This window comes from Streptomyces sp. NPDC031670, assembly GCF_055580545.1.
Window position 1 is genome coordinate 260593 of record NZ_JBVILC010000005.1, and the last position, 12961, is coordinate 273553.

The following is a 12961-nucleotide window of genomic DNA, read 5'->3' on the forward strand; positions in this document are numbered from 1 at the left end:
AATATACGCAGAGAAAAACCCCGGCCGCAATATCGGACCGGGGCTTTTTGTTTCTGCGGAACTGCGGCCGTCGGCTACAGCACGTCTTCGAGCTCCTGCATCAGCCGGCGCTTGGGGCGCGCGCCCACCATCGACTTCACGGGCTCGCCACCGCGGAAGACCATCAGCGTCGGCATCGACAGCACGCCGTACTTCAGCGTCGTCCGCGGGTCCCTGTCCACGTCCAGCGCCACCACCTTGAGCCGGTCGCCCTCCTCGAAGGCGATCTGGCTCAGCACCGGCGCGAGCTGGCGGCACGGGGGGCACCAGTCGGCGGTGAACTCCACGAGCACCGGCAGATCCGCCTCCAGCACCTCCCGCTCGAAGGTCGCGTCCGTCACCATCTCCACGCCCGCTGCCTGAACCGTCATACCAACCCCTCCGTCATCCCCGTCAGTTCGCACCCGGGGGTCCCGGGCGCCAGCGAACCGGCCTCCAGCTCGGCGCGGGCCGTCTCGGCCCGCGCCAACTGGGCGCCGACCTGGTCGCGTACGGACTGGAGCTGTCCGATGAGCCCGTCGAGCTCGGCCAGCTTGCGCCGGTACACGGCGAGCGAGGCGGGACAGGTGTCGCCGGCCTCGTGACCCGCCCGCAGACACTCCACGAACGGCCGGGTCTCCTCCAGCTCGAACCCGAAGTCCTGAAGGGTCCTGATCTGCCGCAGCAGCCGCAGGTCCTCCTCGTCGTACGACCGGTACCCGTTCTCCGCCCGGCGCGCGGTGAGGAGTCCGCGCGACTCGTAGTAGCGCAGCGCGCGGGTGGTGGTGCCGGCGCGTGCGGCCAGCTCGCCGATTCGCATGGGACGACGGTAATCCTTGACGCCGGGGTCAAGGCAAGGGAAGCCCCACCCCACCCCTTCCCTGAACCCTCCGGGGGTGGGGGCGGTTTCCCTCCGGGGCCAAAGCCCCCTGCACCCCGCCCCGGGGCTGCGCCCCGAGCCCCTTCTTTCGCCTGCGGACCGTGGTGGGTTACTCGCGCAGTTCCCCGCGCCCCCAACTGCCTAGGGGCGCGGGGAACTGCGCGACCAGCCCCCACCCACCCGCGGACACACACCCGGCACAACCGGGGCGCGGGCCTACCCCCGAGGCAACAACCCCTTCCCCCCCACCGGCGAGGACAGCACGATCGACGTCGTCGTCCGGCCCAGCGCCGACACCTCGCCCAGCACCTCCTCCAGATGCCCCGTGTCCGCCACCGCGACCTTGATGATCCAGCAGTCCTCGCCCACCACGTGGTGCACCTCCCGGATCTCCTCGCGCTCCATCAGCTCCAGCGTCCTGGGGTGCTTCAGGGTGTAGCCGCCGTGCGGGTTGACGCGGATGAACGCCTGGATGCCGTAGCCCAGTCGGGCCGGATCGACCCGCGCCCCGTACCCCGTGATCACCCCCGCCGATTCGAGCCGCCGCAGGCGTTCCGTGACCGCCGCGGGGCTCAGCCGTACCCGCCGGCCCAGCTCACTCAGCTTGATCCGGCCCTCCTCCTGGACCAGTGCGAGGAGCTGCCGGTCCACCTGATCGAAGGCCGGTGAGGAATCGTTGGCCGACGCCCTCGAACTCCGTGGTTCCTTCGGTACCGCAGACAGTTCTCCCACGTTTCCCCCTTCAGCCCAACGGCCGTCAACGTAACACTGAGTACATGGAATCCCACCCGGCGGACACCGCCCGCCACGTGCTCGTCATCGGCGGCAACCGCTACTTCGGCAAGCGCCTCATCGCCCGCCTCGTCACCGCCGGTGACCACGTCACCGTACTGAACCGCGGTTCCTCCCCACCCCCGCCCGGCGTCGTCCACCTCGTCGCCGACCGTGACGACGAGGCAGCCCTCGAAGCCGCCCTCGGGGACCGGACGTTCGACGTCGTCCTCGACCAGGTCTGCTACACCCCGCGCCAGGCCGCCATCGCCCGCCGCGTCTTCGCCCACCGCACCCGCCGGTACGTGATGACCTCGACCGTGGAGGTGTACGAGTACGAGGACTCGGCCGCGCCGGTCGCGGAGGACGCCGTCGATCCCCGTACCGTCGCCGTCGACCTCGAACTCCCCTGGCACGAACCCGGGTTCGCCGGCTCCCACTACGGCGAGGGCAAGCGCCAGGCCGAGGCCGTCCTCGCCGCGCCGGGCTTCCCGTACGTCGGCGTCCGCGTCGCCCACGTCCTCGGCGGCGCCGACGACTTCACCGGGCGCGTCACCCACTACGCCGACCGGCTCCGCGCCGGCGAGCCCATCGCCGTACCCGCGCCCAACCACCCGGCCACGTACATCAACGTCGACGAGATCGCCGACTTCCTCTTCTGGGCCGCCGGGCAGGACTTCACCGGACCCGTCAACGCCGCCTCGCACGGGCCGCTCACCACCGGCGACATCGTGGCCGCGATCGGCGGCGGCCCCGCCCGCTACCGGACCGTCGACATCGGAGAGGTCTCGCCCTTCGCCTTCCGGCGCTCGTACGGGATGGACACCACCCGCGCCGAACAGCTCGGCTTCACCTTCTCGCACACCGGGGAATGGCTCACGGACGCCATCGCGCAGACGCTCACGGGCGCCAAGGGGGACAACTGACATGCGCCACCGCACACTCGGCCCCCTGAGGGCCGGCGCCATCGGGTACGGCGCCATGCCCCTGTCCATCGAGGGGCGGCCGGACGAGGCACGCGCCCTCGCCACCGTGCACGCCGCACTCGACGCGGGCATCACCCTGCTCGACACCGCCGACTCCTACTACGCCCCCGGCGGCGAGCCCGGGCACAACGAGCTGCTCCTCGCCCGCGCCCTCGCCTCGTACGGCGGCGACACCTCCGACGTCCTGGTGGCGACCAAGGGCGGCCGGGGGCGTACGAGCGACGGGGACTGGAGCGTCGACGGGCGGCCGGAGCACCTCAAGCGCGCCGCCAAGGAGTCGCTGCGGCGGCTCGGCACCGAGGCGATCGGCCTCTACCAGCTGCACAAGCCGGACCCGGCCGTCCCGTACGCGGACTCGCTGGGCGCGCTGCGCGAACTGCTCGACGACGGTACGGTCCGGCTCGCCGGGATCTCCAACGCCGACACCGGACAGATCCGGCTCGCCCACGACATCCTCGGGGAGCGGCTGGTGTCCGTGCAGAACCGCTACTCCCCCGCGGTCCGCGACGCCGAGCCCGAGCTGCGGCTCACCGCGGAGCTCGGGCTCGCGTTCCTGCCGTGGAGTCCGCTCGGCGGGATCTCGCGCAGCTCTCTCGACGGGGCGTCGGCCGTCTCCGCGGACCCCGCGTTCGGCGGCTTCCACCGGGTGGCCCGGGAGCGCGGGGTCAGCCCGCAGCGGGTCGCGCTCGCCTGGCTGCTCTCGCTGGGGCCGCACGTGCTGCCGATACCGGGCGGCAGCCGGCCCGAGTCCGTACGGGACTCGGCGGCTGCCGCCGATCTGGTCCTCGGCGAGGAGGAGCGGGCGCTGCTGCCCTGAGCCGCGTCCGCGTCCCCCGTCCGCCGCTGTGTCCGTCCGCGCGTCAGTGGTGCGTGCGCCGGTTGCGGATCTTGCGGACGATCAGCCAGATCACCAGGACGATCAGCGCCACGAAGAGCAGGAAGATCACCAGGAGGAAGATGCCCAGCTTCTTGAAGAAGCCCTTCTTCTTTTTCTTCTTCTTGGGCTTGGCGAGCGTCACATGGGAGGCGTCACCGGCCGACTGGTGCACCGTGGCCGCCGCCGGTGCGGCGGCGGGCGCGAGCGCGTCGGACGCGGGCTGGGCGGACACCGTCCGCACCACCGCGCTCGGCGCGGCCTCGGCCGCCGCCGGGGCCACCAGGGCGGTGCCCAGGAGCAGGGCCAGTACCGCTGTGAACTTCTTGATCATTCCGGTTCCCTTCACGTCGTCCCCACCGGGAGGCCGGCCGACGCCTCGACTTCCATCAGCGACGCGCTGTGCCTCTCCGCCTCAAAGGCTGCCCGCCCTCCCCGCAGCCCGAACAGGCGCTTGGAGAGCAGGATGTAGAGCACGGCGAGGATGTTGAGCACCAGAGTGGTGATCTTGAGGTAGCTGATCTTCTCGGTCAGCTCGTAGATCTCCAGCGGCAGGAACATCGCCGTGGCCACCACGGTCAGGTACTCCGCCCAGCGGTCCGCCCGCCACAGCCCCACGGCCTCGACGATCTCGATCAGCGCGTACACGAGCAGCGCCGCCGCCACCGCCACCAGCGTGGAGTGCTTGTAGCCGAACGACTTCTGGATCGTGCCGACGACGGGCGAGTGGTCCAGGTCGTAGTGGAAGTGCCGGAACACCGGGCGGAAGACGTCCAGGTTCTCGTCGAAGAGCTTGCGCACCGCGTCCTGGCTGTTGCTGAACTTCCACACCGCCGCCGCCACCAGGACGATGAACACGCCGCGCACCAGCCGCTCCACGGCCAGGAACCGCAGGATGAACAGGTCCCGCAGCACCTTCCCGCGCGGCACCAGCGGCGCGTCGTCGGCGGGCCCCGAGCCGTGCGGGGTGCCGAGGGCGAAGTCGCCGCAGCGCAGACAGCGCCAGGCCTCGCCCAGCCGGGTCTCGGCGCGCAGCCGCTCGCGCAGCTCCGCCTCGCTCGGCTCGTACGTCACATGGCCCTTGCGCGCGCAGGTGCGCCGGTCCCAGTCGATCTTCATTCCGCTCGCTTTCCCCGTCACCGCTTCCGGACGGACGCCCCGCACGGTAGTGGACACCTGTCCGGACGCGTTCAGGGGGTGGCGGGTTCCTTGCGGCCGGGTCCGTCCTGAGCGGCGGCTTCCTCGGTGAGGACGATCTCCCGCTCCCTCGGCGCCCCGGCCGGGCCGTGGGCGTCGCCCGCCTCGAAGGTCGTCTCGTCGAACGGGACGCGTCCGGCGAGGACCTCCTCGACCCGTACGGTGTCGATCTCCTTGGTCCAGGTGCCCACCAGAACCGTGGCGACCGCGTTGCCCGCGAAGTTGGTCAGCGCCCGCGCCTCGCTCATGAAGCGGTCGATGCCGACGATCAGGCCGACCCCGTCGACCAGTTCGGGGCGGTGCGACTGGAGGCCGCCGGCCAGGGTCGCCAGGCCCGCGCCGGTGACCCCGGCCGCGCCCTTGGAGGCGACGATCATGAACAGGAGCAGCGAGATCTGCTGTCCGGCGCTCAGCGGGTCGCCCATCGCGTTGGCGATGAAGAGCGAGGACATCGTGAGGTAGATCGCGGTGCCGTCCAGGTTGAACGAGTAGCCGGTGGGCACCGTGATGCCCGCCACCGCCCGGCTCACGCCCAGGTGCTCCATCTTGGCGATCAGCCGGGGCAGCGCCGTCTCGGAGGAGGAGGTGGACAGGATCAGCAGGAACTCCCGGCCCAGGTACTTCAGCAGCCGGAATATGTTGACCCCGGCCAGCAGGCGCAGCAGCGTACCGAGGACCACGAAGACGAAGAGGGCACAGGTGATGTAGAAGCCGATCATGATGACGGCCAGCGACTTCAGCGCGTCCGTGCCGGTCTCGCCGACCACCGCCGCGATGGCGCCGAACGCGCCGACCGGCGCCGCCCACATCACCATCGACAGGACGCGGAAGACCAGCTTCTGGATGTGGCCGATGCCGCGCAGCACCGGCTCGCCCGCCGAGCCCATGGCCTGCAGCGCGAAGCCCACGAGCAGGGCGATCAGCAGGGTCTGCAGGACCTGGCCCTCGGTGAAGGCGGAGACCATCGTCTTCGGGATGATCCCGAGCAGGAAGTCGGCGGTCGACTCGCCGGCCCCGGCCGCCTGCTTGGCGCCCGCGTGCTTGGTCGCCTCGGTGATGTGCAGGCCCGAGCCGGGCTCCAGGACGTTGCCGACGACCAGGCCGATGGCGAGCGCCACGGTCGACATCACCAGGAAGTAGCCGAGCGCGAGGCCGCCGACCACGCCGACCTTGGCGGCCCTGCGCACGGAGCCGACGCCGAGCACGATCGAGCAGAAGATGATCGGCGAGATCATCATCTTGATCAGGTTCACGAAGCCGGTGCCGATCGGCTTGAGCTCGACGGCCACCCCGGGGGCGGCGAAGCCGACGGTGATGCCGATGAGCACCGCGGCGATCACCGCCGGATACAGATAGTGCGTGGCGGTACCTCCCTGGCCCTTACGGCCTTGGGGGCGGTCCCGGCGGGCGGCTGCTGGGGTCACGGGGGTGCCTCCTCCTGCTTCCGTACGCGTCCCGCGTACGTGCGTCTGTTCCCGAGGGCTCGATGGCTCGATGGATCCCCGCGACTATCGCCCAAGCTGTGACGCCGGTCACCCTTGCGTGCATTTCGTTCACACGGCTTGTCCTCACCGTGACCTGCGCGGGTGCACACTGTCCGGCATGCGCATACCCCGACCCCGCAGCCTCGCGGGCCAGCTCTTCGCCATGCAGGTGGTGCTGGTCGCGGCGATCGTGGCGGGCTGCGCTCTCTACTCGTACGTCCACGACCGGGCCCAGGCGGAGGAGACCGCCCGGCGCCAGACCACCGCCATCGCGACCGCCGTCGCGACCTCGCCCGCGGTGGCCGAGGCGGTCCGCTCCAAGGACCCGACGGCGCTCCTCCAGCCGTACGCGGAGACCCTGCGGCACACCGCCGGCGTCGACTTCGTGGTGGTCCTCGCCCCGGACGGGACCCGCTGGACGCATCCGGTGCCCGGCGAGATCGGCCGCAAGTACCTCGGCGACATCCGGCCCGCGCTGCGCGGCGAGACGTTCAGCGAGACGCACATGGGCGTGCTCGGCCCGTCCGTGCGGGTCGTCGCCCCGGTGCGCGACCACGGCCGGATCACCGCCCTGGTCAGCGCGGGCATCACCGTCGACACCATCAGTGAGCAGGTGCGCCGGCAGATGGCGGCGCTGGCCCTGGCCGCCTCGGGGGTGCTGGCGTTCGGCGGGCTCGGCACCTATGTGATCAACGCGCGGCTGCGGCGGCACACCCACGGCATGAACGCGGCCGAGCTGAGCCGGATGCACGACTACCACCAGGCCGCGCTGCACGCGGTGCGCGAGGGGCTGCTGATGCTGGACGGGCAGCGCAGGATCGCACTGATCAACGACGGCGGGCGGGAGCTGCTCGGGCTCGGCGAGGACGCGGTGGGCCGGTCGGTGGCCGAGCTCGGGCTGCCCGCGCCGCTCGCCGGGGCGCTGCTGGCGAGCGAGCCGAGGGCGGACGAGGTCCATATGACGGCCGACCGGATCGTGGTGGTCAACACCCGGCCGGTCTCCAGCGGCGGCCGGCGGGGCACCGTGGTGACCCTGCGCGACCACACCGAACTCCAGGCCCTCTCCGGGGAGCTGGACTCCGAGCGCGGGTTCACCCAGGCGCTGCGGGCGCAGGCCCACGAGGCGGCGAACCGGCTGCACGCGGTGGTCTCGCTGATCGAGCTGGGTCGTGTCCAGGAGGCCGTGGAGTTCGCCACGGCCGAGCTGGAGCTCGCCCAGGCCCTCACCGACCAGGTCGTCACCGCCGTGGGCGAGCCGGTGCTCGCCGCGCTGCTGCTGGGCAAGGCCGCCCAGGCCCACGAGCACGGTGTCGCGCTGACGCTCACCGAGGGCAGCGCCATCGAGGACGGGCTGCTTCCGGCCACCCTGCCGGCGCGCGACCTGGTCACCGTGCTGGGCAATCTGGTGGACAACGCGGTGGACGCGGCCCAGGGCAGCGCGGGCGCCCGGGTCGCGGTCACCCTCACCACCGAGGACGAGGAGCTGGTGGTCCGGGTCGCGGACAGCGGGCACGGCATCGACCCGGCCGCCGCGGACGCGGTCTTCGAGCGCGGCTGGTCCACCAAGAGCCCCGGGCGCGGCATCGGTCTGGCGCTGGTGCGGATGACGGCCGCCCGGCACGGCGGGGACGTGGCGCTGGCCCAGGGTCCTCACGGGGGCGCGGAGTTCACCGTACGGCTGCCGCTGCGCCGGGAGGCGGTACGGGTATGACCGCCACCCAGGGGCCCGCCGGCGAGCCCATCAGAGTGCTGGTCGTCGAGGACGACCCGGTCGCCGCCGACGCGCACCGGCTCTACGTCGGCCGGGTGCCGGGCTTCACGGTCGCCGGGGCCGCGCACTCGCGGGCGGAGGCGCTGCGGGTGCTCGACCGCGTCGAGGTCGACCTGCTGCTGCTCGACCTCTATCTGCCGGACGGGCACGGTCTGCAGCTGGTGCGCTCGCTGCGGGCCGCCGGGCACGGCGCGGACGTCATCGCGGTGACCTCGGCGCGCGATCTGACGATGGTGCGCGAGGGCGTCTCGCTGGGGGTGGTGCAGTACGTCCTGAAGCCCTTCACCTTCGCCACCCTGCGCGACCGGCTGGTGCGGTACGCCGAGTTCCGCGCGACCGCCGGCGAGGCCAGCGGGCAGGAGGAGGTCGACCGGGCCCTGTCCACCCTGCGCGCACCGCAGCCCACGGCCCTGCCGAAGGGGCTGAGCGCGCCCACGCTCCAGGCGGTGACCCGCACCCTGCGGTCCTCGGCGGGCGGGGTCACCGCGTCGGAGGCCGCCGAGACGGTCGGCATCTCGCGCATCACCGCCCGGCGGTACCTGGAGCATCTGGTCACCACGGGCCGCGCCGAGCGTACCCCGCAGTACGGGCAGATCGGACGCCCGGAACTGCAGTACCGCTGGGTCGACTCCCGCCGCTGACAAGCCACTTGACGGCCCATCAGGAGAACGCGGCGGCCGACGGGCCCCATTGACCATGGACCGGGGCGGCTTTAGGTTCACCGGGCAGCCACTCGTGGCCCGAGGAGGTCGTGCCGTGCGCCCCACCGCCGTAGCCCCGCTGGTCCTCGCCACCGCGCTCGCCGCCGGTTCGCTCACCGCCTGCGGTGGCTCCGGCGGCGGTTCGGACACCGTCAAGGTCGCCTACAACCGCTCCACCGACCACACCGTCCGCTTCAAGGACGACTTCCTGGCGTCGGTGAAGCGGCAGTTCGAGAAGGACCACCCCGGCAAGAAGGTCAAGCTCGTCCCCATCCAGGCCCCGGACAACGACTACGCCACCAAGGCCCAGCAGATGATGCGCTCGGGCAGGACCGCGCCGGACCTGGTGTACGAGGACACCTTCCGTATCAACTCCGACATCAAGGCCGGCTATCTGCGGCCCCTGGACGACAGGCTGGCCACCTGGGACGCCTGGAGCCGTTTCGTACCCACGGCGAAGACGGCGGCCAAGGCGGAGGACGGCAGGACGTACGGCGTCCCGGATGGCACCGACACCCGGGGCCTGTGGTTCAACAAGCGGCTGTTCGCGAAGGCGGGACTGCCCGAGGACTGGCAGCCGAGGAACTGGGCGGACATCCTCGACGCCGCCCGCACCATCCGGAAGAAGGTCCCCGGTGTCATCCCCCTCAACGTCCTCACCGGCAAGGCGGTCGGCGAGGCGGCGGTGATGCAGGGCTTCGAGATGCTGCTGTACGGGACCGGCGAGAACCCCCTCTACGACCCCGCCGCCAAGAAGTGGGTCACCGGCTCACAGGGCTTCAGGGACGCGCTCGACTTCGTACGGACGGTGTACGGGGAGAAGCTCGGCCCCGATGTCTCCGACGCGCTCGACCCCAATGTGAACACCCGCGTCGCCACCGAGTGGCTGCCCGAGGGCAAGCTCGCCATCGCGCTGGACGGCTCGTGGCTGGGCCAGTTCTGGAGCGGCAAGGGCACCCGCGACTGGCCGCAGTGGTCGAGCGTGCTGGGGCAGGCCGCGATGCCGACCAGGGACGGGCGGGCGCCCGGCCGGGTCTCCCTGTCCGGCGGCTGGACCTGGGCGATCCCGAAAAAGGCCAAGAACCCCTCGCTCGCCTGGGAGTTCGTGCGGCTGATGCAGACGCCCGCGAACGCCGTGAAGTGGGCCGTGGCGGACGCGCAGATCGCGGTGCGCGACGATGTGGCGGCCGACCCGGCGTATCTGCGCTCGGCCCCCGCCATCTCCTTCTTCACCGGCCTGGTCAAGTACACCCACTACCGTCCCGCGCTCCCCGTCTATCCCCAGGTGTCGACGGCCATCGGCGAGGCGATGGAGGCGGTGACGACCGGCGACTCGACGGCGGCGGAGGCGGCCCAGGCGTACGACCGGCAACTGGCCACGATCACCGGCGACGCGGTGACCAAGCGGTGAGAGGCGCGGCGCGTACGGCCGGGGCGCGCGGGGCGGAACGTGCGCGGGGCGCCGGGGCGGGCGGCGGGGCCCCGCGACAGGGCGCGGGCCGTGCGGCGGCCCTGCGCTGGCTCCCCCTCGCCCCCGCCACCCTCCTCCTGCTGCTCTTCCTCGCCGGACCCATCGGCTACTGCGTCTACATCGCCTTCACCGACATGCAGTTGACCGGCGCCTCGGGCACCGGCTTCGTCGGGTTCGCCAACTTCCGGCGGGCGTTCGCCGATCCGGGCTTCCGCAACGCCGTATGGCTGACGCTGGTGTTCACCGTGGTCTCCTCGATCGCCGGGCAGAACACGCTGGGCCTCGCGCTCGCCGCCCTGATGCGGCGCGCCTCGCGGCCGGTGCGCACCCTGACCGGGACCCTGGTGATCGCGGCCTGGGTGCTGCCGGAGATCGTCGCCGCGTTCCTGCTGTACGCCTTCTTCCGCCGCGAGGGCACCCTCAACGCCATCCTCGACCAGCTCCATCTGCCCACCCAGAACTGGCTGTACGGCCTGCCCATCCTGGCCGTCTCCTTCGCCAACGTCTGGCGCGGCACCGCCTTCTCCATGCTGATCTACTCGGCCGCGCTCTCCGAGATCCCGCAGGAGATCACCGAGGCGGCCGAGGTGGACGGGGCGAGCGGGCTGCGCCGGCTCTGGCACATCACCCTGCCGATGATCCGCCGCTCGATCGGCACGAATCTGATGCTCAACACCCTCCAGACGCTCTCCGTCTTCGGGCTGATCTGGGCGATGACCCGCGGCGGCCCGGGCCGGCGCAGCCAGACGCTCCCGGTGTTCATGTACGACCAGGCGTTCGTGAAGAGCCTGATCGGATACGGGACGGCCGTGGCCCTGCTGCTGCTCCTGGTGGGAGCCCTGTTCTCCGTGGTGTACCTGCGGCTGATGAAGGTGGAGGTATGAGGGTGCCCCGACGCGTCCCGCGCCGCCGGACCCGGGAACGGCTGGCCGCCGACGCGGCGCTGCTGACGGTCGCGGCGGCGTTCGCGCTGCCGCTGCTGTGGCTGCTGCTCTCCTCGCTGGACGCGGACGCGGACCTGCGGGTCCGGGTGCCGGGCTCCCCCACGCTGGACAACTTCTCCGCGGTGTGGACGGACGAGATCACCTTCACGCCGATGCTCAACAGCCTGGTGCTGTGCGGTGGCGCGACCGTCCTGACGGTGGTGTGCGCGGTGCTCGCCGCCTATCCGCTCTCGCGCTACCGCTCGCGGCTGACCCGCCCGTATCTGCTGACGGTCCTGTTCACCACGTGTCTGCCGATCACGGCGGTGATGGTCCCGGTGTACGGGCTGTTCGTACAGGTCGACCTGATCGACACGGTGTACGGCACGGCCCTGTTCCTGGCCACCGCGCAACTGCCCTTCGCCATCTGGCTGATGAAGAACTTCATGGACGGGGTGCCCCGGGTCCTGGAGGAGGCGGCGTGGACGGACGGGGCGTCGATGCCGCAGACGCTGTGGCGGGTGGTGCTGCCGCTGATGGGGCCGGGCGTGACGGTGGTGACGATCTACACCTTCATCATGCTGTGGGGGAACTTCTTCGTCCCCTTCATGCTCCTGCTCTCCCCGGACCGCCTCCCCGCGTCCGTCTCGCTCTTCACCTTCTTCGGCAACTACGGCTCGGTGGTCTACGGCGAGCTGGCCGCCTTCTCCATCCTCTACTCGACCCCGGTGCTCCTCCTCTACGTGGCGATCGCACACCGCCTGGGCGGCGGTTTCGCGCTGGGCGGGGCGGTCAAGGGGTGAGGGGCGGGTCGTGACCCACCCGATAAGTGGAGCCGTACCTTCCTACGGACTGACAGGTTTGGGTGAACACACCGTGGTCAGCCGTCACCCTGTGCACCTACGGTGTGCGCGTGCACCCCACCCCGCCGTTCAACGCCCCCGCCATGCGCCGTCTGCGCGAGGCGCTGGGCATGGCGCCCGGCCATGTCTCCTACGGTCTGTACGCCCAGTACGGGCTGCGGGTCTCCCCCGAGACCGTCTCCTCCTGGGAACGCGGCTTCGCCACCCCCGACTCACGTGAGCTGACCGCGCTGGCGGGGGTGCTGTGGTGCTCCCCCGGCGATCTGATGGCCGCGGCGGCCACGCTCCGCGAACACCGCATGGCCCGTGGCCTCAGCCCCGAGGAGCTGGCGAGGCGGGTGGGACTCGACGCCGGGGCGTACCTCCGGATGGAGGAGTCGGGACGCTGGCGCGGCAACGAGCGCCAGTCGGAGGCTTTGACGCAGGCGCTGGGACTGTCGCTGCGCGAGTACGTCACGGCGACGGGCCAGCACGAGGACCTGGCGGAACTGCTGCGCAGCGCGGTGACCACCCGCTGGCAGGCCTACGTCCGCCCCGCCGCCAAACTCCTCCCCCTCCCCCGCCACCACCTCCAGGACGTCCTGGAGCAGCTGCACACGGACTACCAGGGCCGCATGGTGTCGACGATGAGCTGGGGAACGAGCGGCTCCACGACGGAGTCGACGGCGGGCGACGCGGGCCGCGAGTTCCTGGACCGCATCGTGGACCACTTCTGGGCGCTGGCCCAGGGGTAGGGGTTCTGGGTGCCCGGGGTTCGTCTGCGGGCGAGCGGGGGTTGCCCGCGCAGTTCCCCGCGCCCCTTTTTGGCCCGGGGTTCGTCTGCGGGTTGACTTGGGTTGCTCGCGCAGTTCCCCGCGCCCCTTCAAGGGCCCGGACTTCGACTGCGGGCGAGTGGGGGCTGCCCGCGCAGTTCCCCGCGCCCCTGGGGGGGGTGTGGCTGAGGCGTGCGCTCCGGCTGCGGGGGCGCCCCTTGAGGGGCGCGGGGAACTGCGCGAGCAACCCAGCACGGTCCGCAGCCGAAA

14 protein-coding genes are annotated in these 12961 nt (G+C 71.6%); 8 read left to right on the forward strand and 6 right to left on the reverse strand.

Going from position 1 to position 12961, the window contains the following annotated elements:
- Positions 1 to 74: 74 nt before the first annotated feature.
- The 3 genes from trxA to ACZ5ID_RS12655 all read right to left on the reverse strand — a co-directional run bounded on the left by trxA (position 75) and on the right by ACZ5ID_RS12655 (position 1621).
- On the reverse strand, positions 75 to 410 hold the full coding sequence (gene trxA, locus ACZ5ID_RS12645) for a thioredoxin (protein WP_468896685.1): 336 nt from the start codon (positions 408 to 410) through the stop codon (positions 75 to 77).
- Positions 407 to 838: a MerR family transcriptional regulator gene (locus ACZ5ID_RS12650; protein WP_406555956.1), complete on the reverse strand. Its 432-nt coding sequence runs from the start codon at positions 836 to 838 to the stop codon at positions 407 to 409. The genes trxA and ACZ5ID_RS12650 overlap by 4 nt, the downstream gene beginning before the upstream one ends.
- Positions 839 to 1114: 276 nt before the next feature.
- Positions 1115 to 1621: an Lrp/AsnC family transcriptional regulator gene (locus ACZ5ID_RS12655; protein ID WP_468896936.1), complete on the reverse strand. Its 507-nt coding sequence runs from the start codon at positions 1619 to 1621 to the stop codon at positions 1115 to 1117.
- A 53-nt stretch (positions 1622 to 1674) separates the two neighbouring features.
- On the opposite strand from ACZ5ID_RS12655, the gene ACZ5ID_RS12660 reads away from it, so the two are divergent.
- Both ACZ5ID_RS12660 and ACZ5ID_RS12665 read left to right on the forward strand, forming a co-directional pair.
- Complete coding sequence (locus ACZ5ID_RS12660) at positions 1675 to 2595, forward strand: NAD-dependent epimerase/dehydratase family protein (RefSeq protein WP_468896689.1); 921 nt, start codon at positions 1675 to 1677, stop codon at positions 2593 to 2595.
- Position 2596: 1 nt separating this feature from the next.
- Positions 2597 to 3472, forward strand: a complete 876-nt coding sequence (locus tag ACZ5ID_RS12665) for an aldo/keto reductase (protein ID WP_468896692.1) — start codon at positions 2597 to 2599, stop codon at positions 3470 to 3472.
- Between the two features lie 43 nt (positions 3473 to 3515).
- On the opposite strand, the gene ACZ5ID_RS12670 is transcribed toward ACZ5ID_RS12665, so the two are convergent.
- From ACZ5ID_RS12670 to ACZ5ID_RS12680, 3 genes are all read right to left on the reverse strand, one after another.
- Positions 3516 to 3863, reverse strand: coding sequence for a hypothetical protein (locus tag ACZ5ID_RS12670; protein WP_468896694.1), 348 nt, complete (start codon positions 3861 to 3863; stop codon positions 3516 to 3518).
- A gap of 11 nt (positions 3864 to 3874) precedes the next feature.
- Positions 3875 to 4648, reverse strand: a complete 774-nt coding sequence (locus ACZ5ID_RS12675; RefSeq protein WP_468896697.1) for a DUF2127 domain-containing protein — start codon at positions 4646 to 4648, stop codon at positions 3875 to 3877.
- A 71-nt stretch (positions 4649 to 4719) separates the two neighbouring features.
- Entirely contained in the window at positions 4720 to 6150 is a 1431-nt protein-coding gene (locus tag ACZ5ID_RS12680) for a cation:dicarboxylate symporter family transporter (RefSeq protein ID WP_468896699.1), read from the reverse strand.
- 178 nt (positions 6151 to 6328) lie between these two features.
- Here ACZ5ID_RS12680 and ACZ5ID_RS12685 point away from each other — a divergent pair, with 178 nt between their 5' ends.
- The 6 genes from ACZ5ID_RS12685 to ACZ5ID_RS12710 all read left to right on the forward strand — a co-directional run bounded on the left by ACZ5ID_RS12685 (position 6329) and on the right by ACZ5ID_RS12710 (position 12673).
- Complete coding sequence (locus ACZ5ID_RS12685; protein ID WP_468896701.1) at positions 6329 to 7921, forward strand: sensor histidine kinase; 1593 nt, start codon at positions 6329 to 6331, stop codon at positions 7919 to 7921.
- Complete coding sequence (locus ACZ5ID_RS12690) at positions 7918 to 8622, forward strand: response regulator (protein ID WP_468896703.1); 705 nt, start codon at positions 7918 to 7920, stop codon at positions 8620 to 8622. Before ACZ5ID_RS12685 ends, ACZ5ID_RS12690 begins: the two co-directional genes overlap by 4 nt.
- 115 nt (positions 8623 to 8737) lie before the next feature.
- On the forward strand, positions 8738 to 10093 hold the full coding sequence (locus tag ACZ5ID_RS12695; RefSeq protein WP_468896705.1) for an extracellular solute-binding protein: 1356 nt from the start codon (positions 8738 to 8740) through the stop codon (positions 10091 to 10093).
- A gap of 101 nt (positions 10094 to 10194) precedes the next feature.
- Entirely contained in the window at positions 10195 to 11037 is an 843-nt protein-coding gene (locus tag ACZ5ID_RS12700) for a carbohydrate ABC transporter permease (protein WP_468896938.1), read from the forward strand.
- Positions 11034 to 11879, forward strand: coding sequence for a carbohydrate ABC transporter permease (locus ACZ5ID_RS12705; RefSeq protein WP_468896707.1), 846 nt, complete (start codon positions 11034 to 11036; stop codon positions 11877 to 11879). The genes ACZ5ID_RS12700 and ACZ5ID_RS12705 overlap by 4 nt, the downstream gene beginning before the upstream one ends.
- A gap of 143 nt (positions 11880 to 12022) precedes the next feature.
- The gene (locus ACZ5ID_RS12710) at positions 12023 to 12673 is read left to right on the forward strand and encodes a helix-turn-helix domain-containing protein (RefSeq protein ID WP_468896940.1); all 651 of its coding nucleotides are present in this window, start codon (positions 12023 to 12025) and stop codon (positions 12671 to 12673) included.
- Positions 12674 to 12961 lie beyond the last annotated feature (288 nt).

Excerpts from the sequence above, each read along its gene's own strand:
- trxA (WP_468896685.1), bottom strand. The coding sequence starts at position 410 with ATGACGGTTCAGGCAGCGGGCGTGGAGATGGTGACGGACGCGACCTTC.
- ACZ5ID_RS12650 (WP_406555956.1), bottom strand. The coding sequence starts at position 838 with ATGCGAATCGGCGAGCTGGCCGCACGCGCCGGCACCACCACCCGCGCG.
- ACZ5ID_RS12660 (WP_468896689.1), top strand. The coding sequence starts at position 1,675 with ATGGAATCCCACCCGGCGGACACCGCCCGCCACGTGCTCGTCATCGGC.
- ACZ5ID_RS12665 (WP_468896692.1), top strand. The coding sequence starts at position 2,597 with ATGCGCCACCGCACACTCGGCCCCCTGAGGGCCGGCGCCATCGGGTAC.
- ACZ5ID_RS12670 (WP_468896694.1), bottom strand. The coding sequence starts at position 3,863 with ATGATCAAGAAGTTCACAGCGGTACTGGCCCTGCTCCTGGGCACCGCC.
- ACZ5ID_RS12675 (WP_468896697.1), bottom strand. The coding sequence starts at position 4,648 with ATGAAGATCGACTGGGACCGGCGCACCTGCGCGCGCAAGGGCCATGTG.
- ACZ5ID_RS12685 (WP_468896701.1), top strand. The coding sequence starts at position 6,329 with ATGCGCATACCCCGACCCCGCAGCCTCGCGGGCCAGCTCTTCGCCATG.
- ACZ5ID_RS12690 (WP_468896703.1), top strand. The coding sequence starts at position 7,918 with ATGACCGCCACCCAGGGGCCCGCCGGCGAGCCCATCAGAGTGCTGGTC.
- ACZ5ID_RS12705 (WP_468896707.1), top strand. The coding sequence starts at position 11,034 with ATGAGGGTGCCCCGACGCGTCCCGCGCCGCCGGACCCGGGAACGGCTG.
- ACZ5ID_RS12710 (WP_468896940.1), top strand. The coding sequence starts at position 12,023 with ATGCGCCGTCTGCGCGAGGCGCTGGGCATGGCGCCCGGCCATGTCTCC.